Origin of the sequence: Nocardioides cremeus, assembly GCF_030518195.1 — a bacterium.
GTDB classification, from domain to species: Bacteria; Actinomycetota; Actinomycetes; order Propionibacteriales; family Nocardioidaceae; genus Nocardioides; species Nocardioides cremeus.
In genome coordinates this window covers 67,250-88,558 of sequence record NZ_JAULSC010000011.1, presented here as the reverse complement: position 1 = coordinate 88,558, position 21,309 = coordinate 67,250, and the positions used below count along the sequence as shown (strand labels likewise).

At 74.1% G+C, this 21,309-nt stretch carries 21 protein-coding genes; 18 read left to right on the top strand and 3 right to left on the bottom strand.

Annotation, left to right across the window (positions count from 1 at the left end; all coding sequences use genetic code 11):
- Window position 1 precedes the first annotated feature (1 nt).
- The 10 genes from QWJ41_RS12455 to QWJ41_RS12410 all read left to right on the top strand — a co-directional run bounded on the left by QWJ41_RS12455 (window position 2) and on the right by QWJ41_RS12410 (window position 9,695).
- Window positions 2–727, top strand: coding sequence for a type 1 glutamine amidotransferase (locus QWJ41_RS12455; protein ID WP_302708615.1), 726 nt, complete (start codon window positions 2–4; stop codon window positions 725–727).
- Window positions 724–3,705 carry a bifunctional [glutamine synthetase] adenylyltransferase/[glutamine synthetase]-adenylyl-L-tyrosine phosphorylase gene (locus tag QWJ41_RS12450; RefSeq protein WP_302708614.1) on the top strand — a complete coding sequence of 994 codons (2,982 nt, stop codon included), beginning with the start codon at window positions 724–726 and terminating at the stop codon, window positions 3,703–3,705. Before QWJ41_RS12455 ends, QWJ41_RS12450 begins: the two co-directional genes overlap by 4 nt.
- Window positions 3,706–3,849: 144 nt before the next feature.
- Window positions 3,850–4,275, top strand: coding sequence for a pyridoxamine 5'-phosphate oxidase family protein (locus tag QWJ41_RS12445; RefSeq protein ID WP_302708612.1), 426 nt, complete (start codon window positions 3,850–3,852; stop codon window positions 4,273–4,275).
- Complete coding sequence (locus tag QWJ41_RS12440; protein ID WP_302708611.1) at window positions 4,256–4,459, top strand: DUF1918 domain-containing protein; 204 nt, start codon at window positions 4,256–4,258, stop codon at window positions 4,457–4,459. The genes QWJ41_RS12445 and QWJ41_RS12440 overlap by 20 nt, the downstream gene beginning before the upstream one ends.
- 56 nt (window positions 4,460–4,515) lie before the next feature.
- Window positions 4,516–5,292: an isocitrate lyase/PEP mutase family protein gene (locus tag QWJ41_RS12435; protein WP_302708609.1), complete on the top strand. Its 777-nt coding sequence runs from the start codon at window positions 4,516–4,518 to the stop codon at window positions 5,290–5,292.
- A 286-nt stretch (window positions 5,293–5,578) separates the two neighbouring features.
- Window positions 5,579–6,211: a hypothetical protein gene (locus QWJ41_RS12430; RefSeq protein WP_302708607.1), complete on the top strand. Its 633-nt coding sequence runs from the start codon at window positions 5,579–5,581 to the stop codon at window positions 6,209–6,211.
- Window positions 6,212–6,497: 286 nt separating this feature from the next.
- Entirely contained in the window at window positions 6,498–7,190 is a 693-nt protein-coding gene (locus QWJ41_RS12425; protein WP_302708606.1) for a signal peptidase I, read from the top strand.
- A 622-nt stretch (window positions 7,191–7,812) separates the two neighbouring features.
- Window positions 7,813–8,445, top strand: coding sequence for a hypothetical protein (locus QWJ41_RS12420; protein WP_302708604.1), 633 nt, complete (start codon window positions 7,813–7,815; stop codon window positions 8,443–8,445).
- Between the two features lie 135 nt (window positions 8,446–8,580).
- Window positions 8,581–8,922, top strand: a complete 342-nt coding sequence (locus tag QWJ41_RS12415) for an Hpt domain-containing protein (protein WP_302708602.1) — start codon at window positions 8,581–8,583, stop codon at window positions 8,920–8,922.
- A 119-nt stretch (window positions 8,923–9,041) separates the two neighbouring features.
- Window positions 9,042–9,695 carry a hypothetical protein gene (locus QWJ41_RS12410; RefSeq protein ID WP_302708600.1) on the top strand — a complete coding sequence of 218 codons (654 nt, stop codon included), beginning with the start codon at window positions 9,042–9,044 and terminating at the stop codon, window positions 9,693–9,695.
- Between the two features lie 24 nt (window positions 9,696–9,719).
- Here the strand turns inward: QWJ41_RS12410 and QWJ41_RS12405 are convergent, their stop codons facing one another.
- A complete protein-coding gene (locus tag QWJ41_RS12405; RefSeq protein ID WP_302708598.1) occupies window positions 9,720–10,517 on the bottom strand; it encodes a response regulator in 798 nt (265 codons plus the stop codon).
- 149 nt (window positions 10,518–10,666) lie between these two features.
- Here QWJ41_RS12405 and QWJ41_RS12400 point away from each other — a divergent pair, with 149 nt between their 5' ends.
- From QWJ41_RS12400 to QWJ41_RS12380, 5 genes are all read left to right on the top strand, one after another.
- Window positions 10,667–11,125 carry a hypothetical protein gene (locus QWJ41_RS12400; RefSeq protein WP_302708596.1) on the top strand — a complete coding sequence of 153 codons (459 nt, stop codon included), beginning with the start codon at window positions 10,667–10,669 and terminating at the stop codon, window positions 11,123–11,125.
- A gap of 112 nt (window positions 11,126–11,237) precedes the next feature.
- A complete protein-coding gene (locus tag QWJ41_RS12395; RefSeq protein WP_302708594.1) occupies window positions 11,238–13,085 on the top strand; it encodes a helix-turn-helix domain-containing protein in 1,848 nt (615 codons plus the stop codon).
- 99 nt (window positions 13,086–13,184) lie between these two features.
- Window positions 13,185–13,955: a 3-hydroxybutyrate dehydrogenase gene (locus QWJ41_RS12390; RefSeq protein WP_302708592.1), complete on the top strand. Its 771-nt coding sequence runs from the start codon at window positions 13,185–13,187 to the stop codon at window positions 13,953–13,955.
- A 60-nt stretch (window positions 13,956–14,015) separates the two neighbouring features.
- Window positions 14,016–14,792, top strand: a complete 777-nt coding sequence (locus QWJ41_RS12385; RefSeq protein ID WP_369292731.1) for a CoA transferase subunit A — start codon at window positions 14,016–14,018, stop codon at window positions 14,790–14,792.
- A complete protein-coding gene (locus QWJ41_RS12380) occupies window positions 14,792–15,439 on the top strand; it encodes a 3-oxoacid CoA-transferase subunit B (protein ID WP_302708590.1) in 648 nt (215 codons plus the stop codon). Before QWJ41_RS12385 ends, QWJ41_RS12380 begins: the two co-directional genes overlap by 1 nt.
- On the opposite strand, the gene QWJ41_RS12375 is transcribed toward QWJ41_RS12380, so the two are convergent.
- Complete coding sequence (locus QWJ41_RS12375; RefSeq protein WP_302708589.1) at window positions 15,417–15,854, bottom strand: SRPBCC family protein; 438 nt, start codon at window positions 15,852–15,854, stop codon at window positions 15,417–15,419. The genes QWJ41_RS12380 and QWJ41_RS12375 overlap by 23 nt on opposite strands.
- Window positions 15,855–15,873: 19 nt before the next feature.
- On the opposite strand from QWJ41_RS12375, the gene QWJ41_RS12370 reads away from it, so the two are divergent.
- The 3 genes from QWJ41_RS12370 (at window position 15,874) to ctlX (ending at window position 20,171) form a co-directional block, all read left to right on the top strand.
- Window positions 15,874–18,273, top strand: coding sequence for an ATP-binding cassette domain-containing protein (locus QWJ41_RS12370; protein ID WP_302708587.1), 2,400 nt, complete (start codon window positions 15,874–15,876; stop codon window positions 18,271–18,273).
- A gap of 24 nt (window positions 18,274–18,297) precedes the next feature.
- Window positions 18,298–19,023 (top strand): sulfite exporter TauE/SafE family protein, encoded by a 726-nt coding sequence (locus tag QWJ41_RS12365; protein WP_302708585.1) that lies wholly within the window; start codon window positions 18,298–18,300, stop codon window positions 19,021–19,023.
- A 119-nt stretch (window positions 19,024–19,142) separates the two neighbouring features.
- Complete coding sequence (gene ctlX / locus QWJ41_RS12360; RefSeq protein ID WP_302708583.1) at window positions 19,143–20,171, top strand: citrulline utilization hydrolase CtlX; 1,029 nt, start codon at window positions 19,143–19,145, stop codon at window positions 20,169–20,171.
- Window positions 20,172–20,194: 23 nt separating this feature from the next.
- On the opposite strand, the gene QWJ41_RS12355 is transcribed toward ctlX, so the two are convergent.
- On the bottom strand, window positions 20,195–21,253 hold the full coding sequence (locus QWJ41_RS12355) for a flavin monoamine oxidase family protein (RefSeq protein WP_302708581.1): 1,059 nt from the start codon (window positions 21,251–21,253) through the stop codon (window positions 20,195–20,197).
- Window positions 21,254–21,309: the final 56 nt, after the last annotated feature.

The following is a 21,309-nucleotide window of genomic DNA, read 5'->3' as shown; positions in this document are numbered from 1 at the left end:
CGTGCCGCGCCCACCCCGGGTGCTGGTGGTCCAGCACGAGGACGACTGCCCGCCGGCCCTGGTCGGCGGGTGGCTCGCCGAGGCCGGGTGCGAGCTCGAGGTGTGCCGCCCCTACGCCGGCGACGCGCTGCCCGCCGACCCGGCGGCGTACGACGCGCTGCTGGTGCTGGGCGGCTCGATGGGCGCCGACGACGACGCCGACCACGCCTGGCTGGGCCCCACCAAGCAGCTGCTGCGCGACGCGGTGGGCGCCGAGGTGCCGACCCTGGGCATCTGCCTGGGCCACCAGCTGCTGGCCAGCGCGCTCGGTGGGCGCGTCGAGGTCAACCCGCGCGGGCGCACCGTCGGCCTGGTGCCGGTGGAGTGGACCGACGCGGCGGCCGACGACCCGCTGGTCGGCGCGCTGGCCACCGCGCGGCGCGGCGTGCACTGGAACAACGACGTGGTCACCGAGGTGCCGCCGGGCGCGCTGGTGCTGGCTCGCACCCCGCAGGGCGACGTCGAGGTGGTGCGCCACGGCCCCGCCGCCTGGGGCGTGCAGCTGCACCCCGAGGTCGACGCATCGGTCGTGGCGCGGTGGGCGGCCTCCGACGACAAGCCCGCGCCGGGTGTCGACACCGCCGCCGAGGTCGCCCGCATCGACGCCGCCCGTCCCGAGCTCGACGAGGCCTGGGCGCCGCTCGCGCTGTCCTTCGCCCGGCTGGTCGGGGAGCGAGCCCTCCGGTGACCCGGGCGGCGACCACGAAGGGCCAGCTGCTGCGGCTGGGCTTCAGCGACGCCGAGCGCTCGCTGCGCTGGCTCGACGACGTGGGCCCGGCCGCCCCCGACCTGGTGCCGCTGCTGGCGCGCACCGCCGACCCCGACCACGCGGTCGCCGGCCTGGTGCGCCTGCTCGAGGCGGCGGGGGACGGGGCGGGGGAGCTGCTGGCGCGGCTGCGGTCCGAGGAGGGCCTGGCCACCCGGCTCTTCGCGGTGCTCGGGGCCAGCGAGGCGCTCAGCGACCACCTCGCGCGCCACCCCGACCAGTGGCGCGAGCTCGACGACCCCACGCTCGAGTGCAGCCGCCCGGCGGCGTACGCCGTGCGCGAGGCGGTGCTGCGCGCCCTCGGCGCCGACCCGGGCGACCCGGTGCCGGTGGCGCAGGGCGACGACGCGGCGCTGGTCGACGTGCTGCGCGTGGAGTACCGCCGGGTGCTGCTGCGCCTCGCCGCCCGCGACCTGGCCCACGGCACCGGTGTCGACGACGTGGCCGCCGAGCTCTCCGACCTGGCCGCCGCGACCCTCGAGGGCGGGCTGGCGATCGCGCGCCAGCGGATGGGCGACAAGGCGCTGCTGGCGCGCCTGGCCGTGGTGGCGATGGGCAAGTGCGGCGCCCACGAGCTCAACTACGTCTCCGACGTCGACGTCATCTTCGTCTACGAGCCGGCCGACGGGGCCGGCGACGACCACGCCGCCAACCGCGCCGCCTCCCAGCTGGCCGCCCACCTGATGCGGATCTGCTCCGAGCCCACCGCCGAGGGCGAGATCTGGCCGGTCGACGCCAACCTGCGCCCCGAGGGCAAGTCCGGCCCGCTGGTGCGCACCCTGGCCAGCCACCAGGGCTACTACGAGAAGTGGGCCAAGACCTGGGAGTTCCAGGCGCTGCTCAAGGCCCGCCCGGTCGCCGGCGACATCGAGCTGGGTCGCGAGTACGTCGAGATGGTCGCCCCGCTCGTGTGGAGCGCCGCCGAGCGCGACGGCTTCGTCGAGGACACCCAGGCGATGCGCCGACGGGTGCTCGACCACATCCCCTCCAAGGAGGCCGAGCGCCAGCTCAAGCTGGGCGCCGGCGGGCTGCGCGACGTGGAGTTCGCGGTCCAGCTGCTGCAGATGGTGCACGGTCGCGCCGACGACACCATCCGCGCGCCCACGACGCTGAGCGCGCTGGCCGACCTGACCCGCGGCGGCTACATCGGCCGCGAGGACGGCGAGCAGCTGCACGACGCCTACGCCTTCCTGCGCACCCTCGAGCACCGCATGCAGCTGCACCGGCTGCGACGCACCCACGTGATCCCCGACGACCCCGACGCGCTGCGCCGCCTCGGGCGCAGCATGGGCCACCTCAAGAGCCCGGTCGACGCGCTGGCCAAGGAGCTCGAGCACCACCGGCGCGAGGTGCGCCGGCTGCACCAGAAGCTCTTCTACCGCCCCCTGCTCGCGGCCGTGGCCCAGCTGCCCGGCGACCAGGCGCGCCTGTCGGCCGACGCCGCCCGCGACCGCCTCGCCGCGCTCGGGTACGCCGACCCGCGCGCCGCGCTGCGCCACCTCGAGGCGCTGACCAGCGGCGTGACCCGCTCGGCCAACATCCAGCGCACCCTGCTGCCGGTGCTGCTCGAGTGGTTCGCCGACGGCCCCGACCCCGACGCCGGCCTCTTCGGCTTCCGGCGCATCTCCGAGGCGCTGGGCGAGACCCCGTGGTACCTGACCACGCTGCGCGACGAGGGCGAGGTGGCCCAGCGCTTGGCGCGGGTGCTCTCCACCTCGCGCTACGCCACCAGCCTGCTCGAGCGCGAGCCGCAGGGCGTGCGGATGCTCGGGCAGTCGCTGGCCCCGCTCGACGCCGAGTCGCTGACCTCGGAGATGCGGGCCGCCGCGGCCCGCCGCGACGACGCCGAGAAGGCGGTCCGCGCGGTGCGGGCGGTGCGTCGGCGCGAGCTGTTCCGCATCGCCTCCGGCGACCTGCTCGGGCTCACCGACGTCGAGGACGTCGGGGCCGGCCTCTCGCGGCTCACCGACGCCACCCTCGAGGTGACCCTCGAGGTCGTGGGGGAGTCGGTGCGCCGGGCCAAGGGTCTCGACCAGGCCCCGACCCGGATGGCGCTGGTCGCGATGGGCCGCTACGGCGGCTTCGAGCTCTCCTACGGCTCCGACGCCGACGTGCTGTTCGTCCACGAGCCCGTCACCGGCGCCGACGGCCACGAGGCGGCGACGTACGCCCAGGCGGTCGCCAACGAGCTGCGGCGGCTGCTGGCGCTGCCCGGCACCGACCCGGCGCTGGTCGTCGACGCCGACCTGCGCCCCGAGGGCAAGCAGGGCGCGCTGGTGCGCACCCTCGACTCCTACGCCGCCTACTACGAGAAGTGGTCGGCGGTCTGGGAGGCGCAGGCGCTGCTGCGCGCCGACGCCGTGGTCGGCGACACCGACCTGTGCCGGCGCTTCCAGGAGCTCGTCGACCCGCTGCGCTACCCCGAGGGCGGCATCAGCGAGGACGACGTCATCGAGGTGCGCCGCATCAAGGCCCGCGTCGACGAGGAGCGGCTGCCGCGCGGAGCCGACCGCAAGACCCACCTCAAGCTGGGTCGCGGCGGGCTCGCCGACATCGAGTGGACCGTGCAGCTGCTGCAGATGCGCTACGCCGGCCAGGTGCCCGGGCTGCGCACCTCGCGGACCCTCCCGGCCCTGGCCGCCGCCCAGGAGGCCGGCCTGCTGGCCGCCGAGGACGCCGCGCTGCTGGCCCAGGCCTGGCGGCGGGTCAGCCGCACCCGCAACGCGGTGACGCTGGTGCGGGGCACGCTCAGCGACCAGGTGCCCTCCGACCTGCGCGAGCGGGCCGCGGTCGCGGCGATCCTGGGCTACGCCGAGGGCACCTCCGAGCAGATGGTCGACGACCACCTGCGCATGACGCGCCTGGCGCACGCCGTGGTCGAGCGGGTGTTCTGGGAGTAGCCGGCACGTGCTGGGTTGGGCCTGGGCCGAAGGTCCCTCGCGGGGCCGACGCTGGTCCCTGGGCCGGTGGGACGCGCCCGACGCACGCTGGGCCTGAGCGGGTCCGCTGCCACGACGGACCCGGCGCCGACCGGGGGAGGCCCGATGGTGGACAGCGCAGCCGGCGTACGGCTGGAGGAGCTCGACGAGGACACCTGCTGGCGGCTGGTGGCCTCGGTGCCGGTCGGCCGGATCGCCTGGAACGAGACCGGCGGCCCGGTGGTGGTGCCGGTCAACCACGTGGTCGCCGACGGCGCCGTTGTGGTGCGCACCGGCGCCTGGTCGGGGCTCGAGCGCCACGTCGACGACAGCGACGTCGCCTACGAGGTCGACCACCTCGACGAGGAGACCCGGGAGGGGTGGAGCGTGCTGGTGCGCGGGCCCGCCGAGGTGACGTACGACGGCGCCGGCACGCACCCGGAGCCGTGGGCGGGCGGGGCCCGGCCGGTGACCGTGCGGGTGCGCCCGCGCAGCGTCAGCGGGCGCCGGCTGGTGGGCGAGGGTGAGGGCGATGCACGCAGCGGTGGGTGACCGGCTGGTGGTGCACAGCCCGCACGTCGGTGCCAAGGAGCGTGAGGGCGTGGTGGTGGAGGTCCGGCACGCGGACGGCTCACCGCCGTACGTCGTGAGGTGGTCCGACACCGGCCACGAGTCGCTGGTCTACCCCGGCCCGGATGCCGAGGTCCGCCCCGCGCGCCGGCAGGACGCGTCCTGAGCAGCCCCTGCGCGAGGGTGGTCGACCCCGACCGGCCGGGGTCCTAGGGTGGGCCGATGAGCGAGCTCCAGGACAAGGCCACGCACCTGCTCGGGCTGCACCGCGACCCGACCCTGCTCACCGTCGTCAACGTGTGGGACGTGATCAGCGCCCGTGTCGTCGCCGACGGCATCGGCACCACCGCGCTGGCCACCGCCAGCCACTCGATCGCGGCGTCGTACGGCTACGAGGACGGCGAGAAGATCCCGGTCGACCTGATGATCGAGGCCTGCGGCCGGATCGCGGCGGCCACCGACCTGCCCGTCAGCGCCGACCTCGAGGCGGGCTACGGCCACCCCGTCGAGACGGTGCGCAAGGCGCTGGGCGTGGGCATCGTCGGCGCCAACATCGAGGACCAGATGCGCCCGCTGCTCGAGGCCGCGACGATCGTCGAGGACGTCGTGGCCGCGGCCGACGACGAGGGCATCGACTTCGTGCTCAACGCCCGCACCGACGCGTTCGTGCTGGCCGGCGACCGCGACCGCGGCGCCGTCCTGGGCGACGCGGTCGAGCGGGGCAAGGCGTTCCTCGACGCCGGTGCGCCCGCGGTCTTCGTGCCGGGGCGGCTGAGCGAGGAGGAGGTCGTGACCCTGGTCGACGCCTTCGGCCCGCAGCGCCTGACCCTCATCGGGGTGCCCGGCAACCCGCCGCTCGACCGGCTCGAGGAGCTGGGGGTCGCCCGCGTCTCCTACGGCCCGATGCCGCAGCGGGTCGCGCTGACGGCGCTCCAGGAGCTGGTCGAGGAGGTGCATCGCGGCGGCGGGGTGCCCGACTCGATGCGCCCCCTGAACTGACTCGCGAGCCGGCACGAGCTCCTGCCGAGCCGGCACGAGTTCCTGCCGAGCCGGCGTGAGTTCCTGGCGTACGGCGGGGTACGCCGCGAGTCGGCTCGTTTGAACCGGCCGGGTCGCGAGTCGGCTGGTTCGAACCGGCCGGGTCGGGGCTGGTCTTGTGGTCTTGCGGGTTGCTTGTGGGAACGGGGGGTCTTTGCCGGGTGGTGGCTTGAGGTGGGGGCTGCAGAGTTTGGTTCATCGCCCCCGGACCGGCACTGTCGCCGGCCTCTAGACAAGGACTTCCCTCATGGCCTCGAACATCTCGTCCTCGCGCAAGTCCCTCACTCGTGTCGTCGCCTCGGTGGCGCTGGTCGCCGGCGCGACCGCAGTGGCCGGTCTGGGCACGTTCGGTTCGTTCACCTCCAGCACTGAGGCGACTGAGGCGGTGGCCTCGGGTGAGACGAAGATCGAGCTGGCCGGTCAGGGCACGCAGGGCCTGGACATGGCTGCGGTCGGGCTGGTGCCGGGCGACACGGTGGAGCGTGCGGTGCAGCTGACCCGTGCGGGTGCCACCGAGGGCTTCGGGTCGGTGGCGCTGACCACGACCTCGGCGGATACGGCGCCCTCGATCCTGACCAGCGACAAGGTCAACGGCCTGCAGCTGAGCATCGACCAGTGCTCGGTCGCGTGGGCCAAGGCCGCCGACTCCAAGCGGATGACCTGTGGTGGCGAGGTCACCTCGATCGTCTCCGCGGTGCCCGTGATCGGTGCGAACCGCGACCTGGCCCAGGTCACCACGGCGCTGAACGGGACCGCGAAGGTCTCGAACCTGCGGATCACCCTGGCCCTGCCCCAGGCGGCCGACAACACCTTCCAGCTCAAGACCGACACCGTGAAGTTCGTCTTCGACGCCACCCAGCGCACCGCCGAGGCCCGCTGACCCACGGTCGCTCCTGCCGACCGTCTCGATCTCCATCCGGGCCGGGCCGCCGACGCCCGGCCCGGATGGACACCACGACCAGGCTCCGACGTCCTCTTGCGAGTTCCTTGAGACAACGTCGCGGGTTTCCCGGGGGAGGGCTTGAGGTCGAGGGAGCAGAGTTCTGCTCATCGGACGGACCGGTCACGGCCCGCCCGACGTGTGGCCGCCGCGGAGGGAGCGGCGGCCGCACGTCACACCTCCCTCACTCGCACCTCCCACACCCCCACCTCGCAGGAGCCGGATCATGAGCAGCCCCGCCGTTCCCCTGGTCGTCGGCCGTCACCGCGCCACCACCACCTCGGTGCGCACCATGGCTCCGCGTCGCAGCACGACCCCGGTCACCGCCGGCGGCACCTCGCCGGCCCCCGCACCGCGGCGCCCCGTCCGGCGTACGGCTCGGGTCCTGCGTCGGCTCGGCCGGGTCGTCACCTCGCTGCTGGTCGTGGCCGCGCTCGCCTTCTTCCTGTTCTTCGCCGTCGGCCCGCACGTGCTGGGCTACCGCACCGCCACGATGCTCACCGGCTCGATGGAGCCCGGCATCATGGTCGGCGACGTGGTGGTGACCGCCGAACGACCGGTCGCCGACGTGGCCGTCGGTGACGTGATCACCTACCACATCCCGATCGAGGACCACCGCGTCGAGACCCACCGCATCACCGAGGTCATCCGCGGCGAGGACGGCTCGGTCGCCGTGCGCACCAAGGGCGACAACAACCCCAACGTCGACCCGTGGGTCGCGACCCTCGAGGGCGAGTCGGTCTGGGAGGTCCAGGCCGTCATCCCCAAGGTCGGCTCCGTGATCCGCGCCCTGCGCACCCCGGTCCTCAACGACGTGATCCTGTACGGCGCCCTGGGCGCGGTCCTTCTCCTCGGCCTGGGCCGCATCTGGTCCGGCGACGACGAGGACGACGAGCCCGCCCCCGCCGACGAGGCCTGAGCCACCACCTCCCGCACCACCGCACCGCCCGGGTCCGACCAGGACCCGGGCGGTTGCTGCGTTTTCGGCCGCCCGCTCGGCGGGGCAGCTCCGCGAGCCGGCGTGACTTCCTGACGAGCCGGCGTGAGTTCCGGGAGCGGGCGGCCTACGCCGGGAAGTGGCGCCGACTCGTGAGGGTCTGCGCACACGGGGAACGGCTGCCTGACTGCACCCCCGCGGACGAATCGCCGGCTGGAAGCGGGCCTCTACCTTGAGCCGTCACCCCCAGCTCCGAACCTGCGGCACCCCCCTGCCCGAGCAGGTGCGGAGCTGGCGGGGGCCGCACCCGCCCCCGCCCTGACCAGGGCGGGTGCGGGGCCGCGGGTGCCGGCCCGGTCATCTCGTTGCGCTGAGGTCGTCCTGCCCCCGCGGAGGAAGTGGCGCCGGGTCGCGGGGAAGTGGTGCCGGCTCGCGGGGAACTGGCGCCGGCTCGCGCGGAACTGGCGCCGGTTCGCGCGGTCTTGCGGATTGCTTGTGGGAACGGGGGGTCTTTGCCGGGTGGTGGCTTGAGGTGCGGGCTGCAGAGTTCTGTTCATCGCCCCGGTCCGGCACCGTCGCCGGCCTCTAGACAAGGACCTCCCTCATGGCCTCGAACATCTCCTCCTCGCGCAAGTCCCTCACTCGTGTCGTCGCGTCGGTGGCGCTGGTCGCTGGTGCGACCGCGGTGGCGGGTCTGGGCACGTTCGGTTCGTTCACCTCCTCGACCGACGCGACGGAGGCGGTGGCGTCGGGGGAGACCAAGATCGAGCTGGCCGGTCAGGGCACGCAGGGCCTGGACATGGCCGCGGTCGGTCTGGTGCCCGGTGACACGGTGGAGCGTGCGGTGCAGCTGACCCGCGCGGGTGCCACCGAGGGGTTCGGGTCGGTGGCGCTGACCACGACCTCGGCTGCTGCGGCGCCCTCGATCCTGACCAGCGACGCCAAGAACGGTCTGCAGCTGTCCATCGACCAGTGCGCCACGGCGTGGGTCAAGGCCGCTGAGTCCAAGCGGATGACCTGTGGTGGCGAGGTCACCTCGATCGTGTCCTCGGTGCCCGTGATCGGTGCGAACCGCGACCTGGCCCAGGTCACCGCGGCGCTGAACGGGACCGCGAAGGTCTCGAACCTGCGGATCACCCTGGCCCTGCCGCAGGCGGCCGACAACACCTTCCAGCTCAAGACAGACACCGTGAAGTTCGTCTTCGACGCCACCCAGCGCGCCGCCGAGGCCCGCTGAGGCTGATCGCTCCGGCCTCGAGCCGGAGACACGTGTGGCCGCCGCGGAGGGAGCGGCGGCCGCACGGCACAATCCGTCTCCTTCGCCACCACCATCCACCCACCGGCCCAGCAGGGCGTCGAAGGAGCCACACCGATGCGCGTCCTCGACACCGCTGTGATCACCCAGCTGGGCACGGACCTCGGTGACCGCGCCTTCGTCGACCGATTCGTCGGCACCTACCTCCGGATGCTCCCGGGCCGCGTGGAGCGCGTCCTGACCGCCCTCGAGGTCGAGGACCACGACGCCCTGATGGACGCGGTGCTCAGCCTGCGCACCTCCGCCACCACCGTCGGCGCCGTCGCGCTGGCGGACCTGGCCCAGGACGTCGAGCAGCACGTGCGCGTGGCCGACACGGTCGGTGCCCGACGCGCCGTACGCCGCCTCTCGAGCACGGCCCGGCAGACCTCCCGGGCGCTGGCCGACATCGCCTCCTGACGCGCCTTGCGTCTTCCTTGAGCAAACCCACCGTTCGAGCGTGGGCTTCCCTGCGCCCGGCTTGCGGCCGTGGCGGCAGAGTTCAACCTGTCAGCCCCCCTTCCACCTGGAGTGCTCCCATGACCCGCCCCGGATCGCACCGCCGCCCGAGCCCCCGACGCCGCGCCACCCGCTCCCGCAGCGGCGCCGGCAGCCGGTTCGCGGCGTCGCTGGCGCTCGTCGCCGGCGCGGCGGCCGTGGCCGGCCTGGGCACCTACGGCTCGTTCACGTCGTCGACCTCGGCGACGGAGTCGGTCTCGGCCGGGCGCATCGAGCTGGGCCTGGCCAACCAGAACCAGGGCTTCAACGTGCCGGCGACCGGCATGGTCCCCGGCGACTCCGCCCAGCGTGCCGTCCAGCTGACCCGCGCCGCCGGCAGCGAGACCTTCGGGTCGGTGACCCTGAGCACCTCCGGCGGCGGACTGCTGGCCAGCGACGCCAACGGCCTCAAGATGACCGTCGAGCAGTGCTCGGTGCCGTGGACCAAGGTCGGCACCACGATGGCCCTGACCTGTGGCGGCACCACCAGCCCCGTGCTCACCCAGCGCGCCGTGCCGATGACCGGTCAGGTGCTGCCGGCCGCGACCCTCAACGCCGTCAACGGCACGGGCGCCGCCGCCAACCTCCGGGTCACCCTGGCCCTGCCGCTGGAGGCGGGCAACAACCTGCAGGGCGCCTCCGGCACCGTCACGTTCACCTTCGACGCCACCCAGCGCACCGGCGAGAACCGCTGAGCCGGGCCCGGCGACCGGTCCGGGTCAGGCGGACAGCGTCTCCATGCGGTAGCCGACACCGCGCACGGTGCGGATCAGGCGCACGCCCTGCTGGCCGGCCTCGATCTTGCGGCGCAGGTTGCCGACGTGCACCTCGACGAGGTGCGTGTCGGTGGCCCAGTCGGTGCCCCACACCGAGCGCAGCAGCGCCTCGCGGGTCCAGACCCGAGCGGGGGTCCGCATCAGCTCGGTGAGCAGGTCGAACTCGGTGCGGGTCAGGGTCAGCTCGGTGTCGCCGTGGAAGGCGCGGCGCCCGTCGACGTCGACGCGCAGCGGGCCGTGCTCGAGCAGCTCGTGGTCGGGCAGCGTCTGCACCGGCGCGGGCGCCGGGTCGGCCGCGGTGCCCACGGGGCCGGTGCCGTCGGGGGTGGTGACCGGCGCGGCCAGCCCACGCGGCTCGACCCGCCGGGGGCGCCGGAAGAGCGCGTTGACCCGGGCCTTGAGCTCACGCACCGAGAACGGCTTGGTCAGGAAGTCGTCGGCGCCGGTCTCGAGACCGAGCAACCGGTCGATCTCGTCGTCGCGCCCGGTGATCATCACGACGTAGGCGTCGGTCAGCTCGCGCAGGCGCCGGCAGGTCTCGATGCCGTCGATGCCGGGCAGTCCCAGGTCGAGGGTGATCAGGTCGGGCTCCTCGGCCCGGACCGCCTCGATCGCCTTGGGGCCGGAGTCGACGGCGGTCACCGCGAAGCCCTGCGTGCCGAGGGTGAACTCGATCAGCGACCGGATGTCCTCGTCGTCCTCGACGACCAGCGCGCGGCGCTCGGGAGCGTCCTGGGTCATGGTCAGTTCCTCCTCGACATCGAGGCCTGGGGGCGCCTCGACGGGCTTGCGGAAACCTTGCGGTCAGGCTCAAGGGGCCTTGCAAAGATGACGACAGAGTAGGGCCTGTTAGGGAGCCCCACTGAGCACTACCCCCGAGGAGACCACTGATGCAGGCCATCGACCGCGCTCGACGCGCCGTGACGGTGCTGCTCGTGGCCGCGTTCCTGCTGGTCGCGCCGCAGATCGCGTTCGCCGGGTTCTCGACGCCGAAGGCCTCGGGACTCGCTGTCGGGGCTGCCTCGCTGGTGGCGCCATCCGCGGTGCAGGGCACCCAGTCCTGCACCTCGACCTTCTTCCGCGAGGGCTTCACGATCACGGTCGACGGCTTCACCGACCCGGGCCCCGCGGGCCAGCCCTACAGCCACACCTACACGCTGGTGCGCGACAACGAGCCCGTCGACTCGATCACCACCACCGCGAAGACCGCGACCCTGTCCTACCGCGGCGGCTTCCGCTTCGGCGGGCGGGACGGCAGCTACACGCTGCGCATCGACTCGGCGCTCCGGTCGTGGACCGCGCCGGCGTTCACCTACGCGACCGGCTGCACCAGCGGCACCTGGAGGTGACGCCGACGCAGCCCGCGCCCGAGAGGCGGGCTGCGTGTGGAGGCGGGTCCCGAGCTCCAGCCCTCCTCTACCCCTGGCGCCGGCAGGCCCAAACCTCCGGCATGATGCGAGGGTGGCCCGCACCCTGCTCGACCTGCTGTACGACGAGGCGCCGCGCGCCGACTTCGACCGGCTCGTCGAGGCGGCGGGCGACGACCCCGAGGCCCGCCGCTCGTACGACGTCGCCCTGCGGCTGCGCGAGCTGATCGCGCGCCAGCGCTCCCGCGAGGCCGAGCTCTCGGCGCTCTACGACACCGCCAGCGACCTGACCGCGATCCGCGACGTCAACGCCATCCTGAGCGCGATCGTGCGCCGTGCCCGCCAGCTGCTCAAGGCCGACATGACCTACCTCTCGCTCAACGACGAGGGCGAGGGGGCGTCGTACATGAAGGTCACCGACGGGGCGCTGTCGGCGGAGTTCCGCACGCTGCGGCTGCCGCTGGGCACCGGGCTGCTGGGGCTGGTCGCCCAGACCGGGGCGCCGTACTTCACCTCCGACTACCAGCACGACGAGCGCTTCGTGCACCGCCGCTTCGTCGACGACGCCGTGGCCGACGAGGGGATCCGCGCGATCCTCGGGGTGCCGCTCGTGCTCGAGGGACGGGTGATCGGCGCGCTGCTGGCCACCCACCGCACGGTGCGGCCCTTCCCGCCCGAGGAGGTCTCGCTGCTGACCTCGTTCGCCGCCCACGCGAGCGTGGCGCTCGAGAACGCCCGGCTCTTCGCCGACCTCGACGAGGCCAACGCGCAGCTGCGTGCCCAGGCCGACGCGGTCGAGGAGGCGGCTCGGGCCCACGACCAGCTGACCGGTCTGCTGCTGCACCGCAGCACCCTCGCCGAGGTGGTCGCGGTGCTGGGCGAGGTGCTGGGCGGCAGCCGGGTCGCGGTCCTCGACGCCGACGGCCAGGTGCTGGCCGGCGAGCCCGCCCCCGGGCCCGGTCCGGGCCGAGCCGCGCTCGACCAGGCGGTCGCCTCGGGCCACTCGGTGGAGCTCGACGACGGCTACCTCGCCCCCGCCCTGGCGGGCCAGGAGCACCTGGCGACCGTGCTGGTGCACGGCGGCCCGTCCCTCGACCGGGCCGGGCGGCGCACGCTCGAGCGCGGTGCGATCGTCGCCGGCCTGGTGCTGCTCTTCGCCCGTTCGGTCGACGAGGCCGAGGAGCGGCTGGGCGGCGCGCTGCTCACCGACCTGATCGAGGGCGGCGACGCCGACCCGGCCCGGCTGCGGCAGCGTGCCCGGAGCCAGCGGCTGCGCCTCGACGCCGGCTGCGTGGTCGCGGTCGCGGAGGTGCCCGCGGGGGAGCGGCACCGCGCGGTGCGCACCGCCGCCCGCCTGGCCCGCGCCGCCGACGGCCTGGCCGTCGAGCACCGCGGCCGACCGGTGCTGCTGGTGCCCGCCCACGACGACGCCCAGGTCGTCGGCCAGCGGCTGCGCGCCGCGCTGGCCGAGACCTGCGGCGAGCCGGTGACGCTCGGGGTGGCCCACGGGCCCGTGCAGCCCCTCGACGGCGCGCTGCCGGCGGCGTACGACGAGGCGCGCCGCTGCCTCGAGGCGCTGCTGGCACTGGGCCGCACGGGGGAGTGCGCCGACCCGGGCGCCCTCGGGGTGACCCGGCTGCTGCTCGGCACCAGCGGCCCCGGCGAGCTCGACGACTTCGTGGAACGTGCGCTGGGCCCGGTCCTCGACCACGACCGGCGGCGCGGCACCGACCTGGTGGTCACCCTGGAGGCGTGGTTCGCGGAGGGTGGCCGGTCCCGGGCCGCCGCCGAGCGGCTGCACGTGCACCCCAACACCGTCGCCCAGCGCCTCGACCGGGTGACCGACCTGCTGGGGGCGCGCTGGCGCGAGCCCGACGCCGCCCTCGACCTGCAGCTGGCGCTGCGGGTGGCCCGGCTGCGGTCGCGGGAGCGCGTGGACTGACCCGCCGATGGCGGGATGTGGCCGCGGCACACAGCGTGGAGCAGATGGTGGTGGCCGGGCACATGGCCCGTGGCGGGCCGGGCTCCTACGGTGAGCGGCATGAGCTCTGTGACCGCCGCCACGCCCGCGTCCCTGGAGGGCCGGCGCGCCCTCGTCACCGGTGGAGCCGGGGGCATCGGCGCCGCCGTCGTCGAGGCCCTGGCCGCCCAGGGCGCCCACGTCGTGGTCGTCGACCGTGACGAGGACGCCGCCGCGAAGGTCGCCGCCCGGGTGGGTGGCAGCGCCGTGGGCGTCGACCTGACCGACCCCGAGGCCATCGAGGCCCTCGACCTCGACGTCGACATCCTCGTCAACAACGCCGGCGTCCAGCACGTCGCGCCGGTGCACGAGCTCGACCCCGCCAAGTTCCAGCAGGTCCACGACCTGATGCTGCGCGCACCGTTCCTGCTCGCCCGCCGGGCGCTGCCCGGCATGTACGAGCGCGGCTGGGGCCGCCTGGTGCACGTCTCGAGCGTGCACGGGCTGCGCGCCTCGGCCTACAAGTCGGCCTACGTCTCGGCCAAGCACGGCCTCGAGGGCCTCTCCAAGGTGCTGGCCGTGGAGGGTGCCGGGCGCGGGGTCACCTCCAACACCGTGTGCCCCGGCTACGTGCGCACCCCGCTCGTCGAAGGCCAGATCGCCGACCAGGCACGGGTCCACGACCTGCCCGAGGACCGCGTCGTCGACGAGGTCCTGCTGGCCCGCACCCCCGTCAAGCGCCTCGTGGAGCCCGAGGAGGTCGCCGGCCTGGTGGCCTGGCTGTGCGGACCGCACTCGGCCTCGATCACCGGCACCTCGCACGTCATGGACGGCGGGTGGACCGCGACGTGAGCCGCCCCACGCCCTTACCCTGGCCCCGCCCCTCCAACCAGACAGGTCGGTGAACAGCTGATGATCGACAAGACGATCGGGTCGGCCGCCGAGGCCGTCGCCGACATCGCCTCCGGCTCCACCCTCGTCGTCGGTGGCTTCGGCCTCTGCGGCATCCCCTCCGTGCTCATCCAGGCCGTGCTCGAGTCGGGCGTCGACGACCTCGAGCTGGTCTCCAACAACGCCGGTGTCGACGACTGGGGCCTCGGGCTCCTGCTCGGCGCCGGGCGGGTGCGCCGCATGGTCGCGTCGTACGTCGGGGAGAACAAGGAGTTCGCCCGCCAGTACCTCTCCGGCGAGCTCGAGGTCGAGCTGACCCCGCAGGGCACGCTCGCCGAGCGGATGCGGGCCGGGGGAGCGGGCATCGGCGCCTTCTTCACCCGCACCGGCGTCGGCACCCAGGTCGCCGAGGGCGGCCTGCCGTGGCGCTACGCCGCCGACGGCAGCGTCTCGATCGCCTCGCCGGCCAAGCAGACGCAGGTGCTGCCCACGCCCGACGGTCCCCAGGAGCACGTGCTCGAGCACGCCATCCACGCCGACGTCGGCCTGGTGCGCGCCTGGAAGGGCGACCGGCACGGCAACCTCGTCTACAAGGACGCCGCCCGCAACTTCAACCCGCCGGCCGCGATGTGCGGGCGGGTCACCATCGCCGAGGTCGAGCACCTCGTCGAGCCCGGCGAGATCGACCCGGCCGAGGTGCACACCCCCGGGGTGTTCGTGCAGCGGGTGGTCGAGCTGACCCCCGACCAGGCCGCTGACAAGCGGATCGAGAAGCGCACCGTGAGGGAGGCCCGCTGATGGGTTGGAGCAGGGACGACATGGCCGCGCGCGCGGCCGCCGAGCTCGAGGACGGCTCCTACGTCAACCTCGGCATCGGGCTGCCCACCAAGGTGCCCGACCACGTGCCCGACGGGGTCGAGCTGGTGCTGCAGTCGGAGAACGGGATCCTGGGCGTGGGGCCCTACCCGGTCGCCGGCACCGAGGACCCCGACCTGATCAACGCCGGCAAGGAGACCGTGACGCTGCGCCGCGGGGCGTCGTACTTCGACTCCGCCACCTCGTTCGCGATGATCCGGGGCGGCAAGGTCGACGCCGCGATCCTGGGTGGCATGCAGGTGGCCGGCAACGGCGACCTGGCCAACTGGATGGTGCCCGGCGCGATGGTCAAGGGCATGGGCGGCGCGATGGACCTGGTGCACGGCGCCCGGCGCGTCATCGTGCTGATGGAGCACACCGCCCGCGACGGCTCGGCCAAGCTGGTGCGCGAGTGCACGCTGCCGCTGACCGGCAAGGCCGTCGTGCACCGGGTGATCACCGACCTCGGCGTCCTCGACGTCACCGGCAGCGGCTTCCGGCTGGTCGAGCTCGCCCCCGACGTCACCGAGGACGAGGTGCGCGAGCGCACCGACGCCGACCTGGAGGTCAGTGCCGACGTTCGGCGATGAACGCCAGCCGGCGCAAGGTCTCGGTGTTGCGCCAGGTCAGCGGCAGGTCGCGCAGCGGCTTGGGCACCAACCGGCCCGGGCCGCTGCTCGCGTCCTCCTCGATGGTCACCTTGGTGCGGTCGGTGCCGAGCGGCTCGAGGTGGATCGTCACGCCGGCCTCGCCACCGGGCCAGGCCTTGGCCTGCACCTGCAGCAGCTCCTCGGGCCGGCACTCGAGGACCTCGGTCTCGTCGTCGACCAGCAGCGGCCAGCTGCCCACCGAGTGGTGCAGCTTGGCGCCGACCGCCGGCCAGGTGTCGTCGACCTCGCGCATCCGCGAGGCACCGACCACCCACAGCGGGTAGAGCCAGCCGTCGGCCAGCACCTTCCACACGGCGGTCGGCGTCGCGGAGATCTCCCTGGTGTTGGTGCTCATGGGCTTTACTGTGGCCCGCATGGTGGATTCCCAAACCGACCACGAGGGTGGTCCCGCCGCTGACCGCCACGACCTGATCCGGGTCCAGGGGGCGCGGGTCAACAACCTGCGCGACGTCAGCGTCGAGGTGCCCAAGCGGCGGCTCACGGTCTTCACCGGGGTCTCGGGGTCGGGCAAGAGCTCGCTGGTGCACGGCACCATCGCCGCGGAGTCGCAGCGGATGATCAACGAGACCTACAGCGCGTTCCTGCAGGGCTTCATGCCCACCCTGGCGCGCCCGGAGGTCGACGTCCTCGAGGGCCTGACCACGGCCATCGTCGTCGACCAGGAGCGGATGGGCGCCAACCCGCGCTCCACCGTGGGCACGGTCACCGACGCCAACGCCATGCTCCGCATCCTCTTCAGCCGTGTCGGGAAGCCCTCGATCGGGCCGCCCACCGCCTTCGCGTTCAACGTGCCCACCCGCACCGCCAGCGGCGTGATGAAGTCGCAGAAGGGCGGTGCCGAGCAGCGCACCGTGGTCCGCGAGGCGGTCTACCAGGGCGGCATGTGCCCGCGCTGCGACGGCACGGGCCGCACCAGCGACATCGACCTCACCGCGCTGTACGACGACACCAGGTCGCTGGCCGACGGCGCGCTCACCGTGCCCGGCTACAGCATGGACGGCTGGTACGGCCGGATCTTCGCCGGCGCCGGACTGCCGATGGACAAGCCCATCGGCAGCTTCACCGCGAAGGAGCTCGACACGCTCCTGCACGCGCCGCCCACCAAGATCCAGGTCGACGGGGTCAACCTGACCTTCGAGGGCCTGATCCCGAAGATGCAGAAGTCCATGCTGTCCAAGGACCTCGAGGCGCTGCAGCCGCACGTGCGCCGGTTCGTCGAACGCGCCACCACGTTCTCGACCTGTCCCGAGTGCGACGGCACCCGGCTCAGCCGGGAGGCGCTGTCGTCGCGCATCCGTGGCGCGAACATCGCCGACCTGTGCCGGATGCAGGTCAGCGACCTGGCCGCGTGGCTGCGCGAGGTCGACGAGCCGGGCGTCGAGCCGCTCGTCGCCGGCCTGCGGCACCTCGTGGACTCCTTCGAGGAGATCGGCCTGGGCTACCTCTCGCTCGACCGTCCCGCCGGCACGCTGTCCGGGGGAGAGGCCCAGCGCACCAAGATGATCCGCCACCTCGGCTCCTCGCTCACCGACGTCACCTACGTCTTCGACGAGCCGACCATCGGGCTGCACGCCCACGACGTCGAGCGGATGAACGCGCTGCTGCTGCGCCTGCGCGACAAGGGCAACACGGTGCTGGTCGTCGAGCACAAGCCGGAGGCCATCGCGATCGCCGACCACGTCGTCGACCTCGGCCCGGGCGCCGGGTCGGCCGGCGGCACCGTGTGCTTCGAGGGCACGGTGGCCGGGCTGCGCGCCAGCGACACCGTCACCGGACGCCACCTCGACGACCGGGCCCGGCTCAAGGACGCGGTGCGGACCCCGACCGGGGCCATCGAGGTCCGGGGCGCGGCCACCCACAACCTGCGCGACGTCGACGTCGACATCCCGCTCGGCGTGCTGTGCGTGGTCACCGGGGTCGCGGGGTCCGGCAAGACCTCGCTGGTGCACGGCTCCGTCGCCGCCCGCGACGACGTGGTGGTCGTCGACCAGGGGCCGATCAGCGGGTCCAGGCGCAGCAACCCGGCGACGTACACCGGCCTGCTCGACCCGGTCCGCAAGGCCTTCGCCAAGGCCAACGGGGTCAAGCCCGCGCTGTTCAGCTCCAACTCCGAGGGCGCCTGCGGCGCCTGCAACGGCGCTGGCGTGATCTACACCGAGCTGGGCATCATGGAGACCGTCGAGTCCACCTGCGAGGAGTGCGGGGGCAGGCGCTTCCGCGCCGAGGTGCTCGAGCACACCCTGGGCGGGCACGACATCGCCGAGGTGCTGGCGATGTCGGTCGACGAGGCGTCCCTGCTCTTCGGCGAGGGCGAGGCGCGCACCCCCGCGGCCTCCGCCGTCCTCGAGCGCCTGGTCGACGTCGGGCTGGGCTACGTGCGGCTCGGGCAGCCGCTGCCCACGCTGTCGGGCGGTGAGCGGCAGCGGCTCAAGCTGGCCACCCACCTGAAGGACAAGGGTGGGGTGCTGGTGCTCGACGAGCCCACGAGCGGCCTGCACCTCGCCGACGTCGAGCAGCTCCTCGGGCTGCTCGACCGGATCGTCGACGCCGGCCGCTCCGTGGTCGTCGTCGAGCACCACCAGGCCTTGATGGCGCACGCCGACTGGATCCTCGACCTGGGTCCCGGGGCCGGGCACGAGGGCGGCCGCGTCGTCTTCGAGGGCACCCCGGCCCAGCTGGTCGCCGACGCGAGCACCCTCACCGGGCAGCACCTCGCGGCGTACGTCGGCGACGGGGGCACGACCGCGCGCTGAGCCCCACCAGGGCATGATCCGTGCGTGAGCGAACTCGTCGTCGTGGCCCTGGCGGCGGTGGCGATCTTCGTGCTGGCCGCGCTGGCCCAGGCCGCCAGCGGCTTCGGCTCCGCGCTGGTCGCGGTGCCGCTGCTGGGCTTCGTGGTCGGACCGGGCGAGGCCCTGGTGGCCGCGACCGTGGCCGGGATGGTGCTCACCGGTGGGGCCTGGCGGCGCGAGCACGGCCACACCGACGCCCCCGTCGTACGCCGCCTCACCGTGGCCGGCGTCCTGGGGATGCCGGCCGGGCTCGCGGTGCTGCTGCTGGCCTCGGAACGGACGCTCACGGTCGTGATCGCGGTGGTGCTGCTGAGCACGGTCGCGCTGCTGGCGGCCGGGGCGCGGCTGCCCACCGGCCGCAGCGCCCAGTGGGGCGCCGGGGTGACCAGCGGTGCGCTGCTGACCTCGACGGGCATGAACGGCCCGCCGCTGGTGCTGGCGCTGCGTGACGAGCCCCCGCACCGGTTCCGGGCCACCCTGCAGGCCACCTTCTGCCTGCAGGACGCCGTGGCGGTCGTCGCGTTCGTGGCGCTGGGCCAGGTCGGCGCCACGGTGCTGGTGGCGGCCGCCGCCGGCCTGCTGGGCATGCCGCTGGGCTGGCGCCTGGGCGACGCGGTCTTCCAGCGGCTCTCGCCCGAGCGGTTCCGGGTGCTGGTGCTGGCCGGCCTGGCCGCGACCGGCACGGTGGCCCTGGCCGGCGCGCTGGGCTGACCGGTCACCCGAGCCGGCGCCAGTTCACCCCGAGCCGGCGCCAGTTCCCCGTGAGCCGGCGCCAGTTCCTGAGGGCCCGGACTGCCTGATCGGGGCCGTCGTCGTCTAGGTTCCGGGGTGTGAGCGCACAGGCCCCTTCCGCTGTCATCCTCGTCCGAGCCGAGAAGTTCGTGCCCAACCCCGCGACGGCCGCCGACAACGCCTTCCAGGCCGACGTGCCCGCCGGTCAGAGCAACGAGCAGACCGCGGCAGCGGCGCTGGCCGAGATGGACCTGGTGGCCGAGGCGCTGCGCGAGGCCGGCGTGGGTGTGCACGTCTTCGCCGACAGCGACCACACCAGGCCCGACAGCGTCTTCCCCAACAACTGGCTCTCCACCCACGCCGGCGGCCAGGTCGCGGTCTACCCGATGTACGCCTCCAACCGTCGCCACGAGCGGCGCGCCGACGTGCTGGAGATGCTGAAGTCGTCCTACCGGGTGCAGACGATCATCGACTACTCCGGTCTCGAGCCCGACGGCATCTTCCTCGAGGGCACCGGCGCGATGGTGCTCGACCACGTCTCGCGGGTGGCCTACACGGCCGTCTCGCACCGCGCCGACACCCACGTCCTCGAGCGCTTCTGCACCGACTTCGGCTACGAGCCGATGGCCTTCGACGCCTTCGACGCCGCGGGCGTGCCGGTCTACCACACCAACGTGATGGCCTGCATCGGCACCGACGTGGCCCTCTTCGCCCTCGAGATGATCACCGACGAGGTGCGCCGCGAGGCGGTGCGCGAGCGGCTGACCGTCAACGGCCGCCGTCTCGTGGAGCTGACCGAGGAGCAGGTCCGCGAGTTCGCCGGCAACGCCGTCGAGCTGTGCGGTCGTACGCCGGACGGCCGGCGCCGCTACATCATGGTGATGTCGGCGCGGGCGCGTCGCAGCCTGCGCGACGACCAGGTCGCGGCCATCGAGGAGTCCTGCGAGATCGTCGCGGTCGAGATCCCGACCATCGAGCTGGCCGGCGGCTCGGTGCGCTGCATGATCGCCGGGGTGCACCTCGACCGTCGGCGCCCGGGCCTGGAGCCCGAGCGCACCCCCGCGGTCGAGGCGATCGACGAGGACCCGCACACCCTCGACGGTCGCGACGTCGCCGGCGACGACTGAGCTACCACTGAGCTACCACTGAGCTACGGGGCCCCGGCCACCGCGGCGGCGGCCCGCTCGGCGGCCAGCAGCGCGCCCTCGACGTGGCCGGCGAAGGCCCCCGCGGTCTCGGTGGAGGCCCAGTGCAGGCGCCCGCCCAGCGCCGGGGCCTGCAGCAGCGGGTGGCCGTAGAGCGAGTGGTCGGCCGGCCGTGAGGCGGCACCGGCCGGGCTGGTCCACGCCTCGCTGCTCCAGTCGGTGACGGTGAGGCTGCGGGGCTCCGCGCCGCGGGGCCCGAGGAGCCGCCCGAGCTGGGCGCGCACCCGTTCCTCCGCGTCGGTGCCCAGCAGCGCCGAGGGCGCGAACCCGAAGATCGCGGCGGGCACCCCGCCGGGTCCCGACATGTCGTGGAGCTCCTGCACCGGCCCGAGCCGGCTGGCGCCGGCTCCCGCGAGGCCCGCGTCGCGCCAGAAGGGCGTGTCGTAGGCCGCCACGACCTTCGCCGCCTGGCCCATCCACGTCGGCACCGCGCCCGCGACGCGCACCAGCTCCGCGGGCAGCTCGACCGGCAGCTCCATGGTGTCGACGGCGACCGAAGGCGGCAGCGCGAGAACGACGTGACGGGCGTGCCAGCGACGCCCGCGCGACTCCACCTCGAGCCGGTCGCCGGGCGCGCTCGCGAGCCGCCGCACCGGGTGCTCGAGCAGCAGGCAGCCGGGCGGCAGCCCGGCCGCCAGCGCGTCGGTGAGCGCGGCGGCGCCCCCGGTGTAGCGGTGAGCCGGCACGTCGATGAGGTTGCCGGGGTGGCGCTGCACGCCGTTGAGGTCCTCCACGACCGTGTCGCCGGCCAGGTGCTGGGCGTACGTCGTCACGCCGAGGCGGCGCGCCAGCGCCAGGACCCGCTCCTCGCCGTCCCAGCACCACGTGGCGCCCAGGTCGAGCCCGTCGGGCGTGCTGAGCAGACGGCCACCGGTGCGCGACCGGGCCTCCAGCACCACCACGTCGTGCCCGGCGCCGACCAGCACGTCGGCGGTCGCGAGACCGCCGATGCCGGCACCCACGACCACGACGTCCACCCGCGTCTCCACGTCCACCTCGCTCATGCCCTCGAGTCTGGTCCCACCCCCGGGGTGGGCGCGCACCCGGGCCGAGGTCCTTC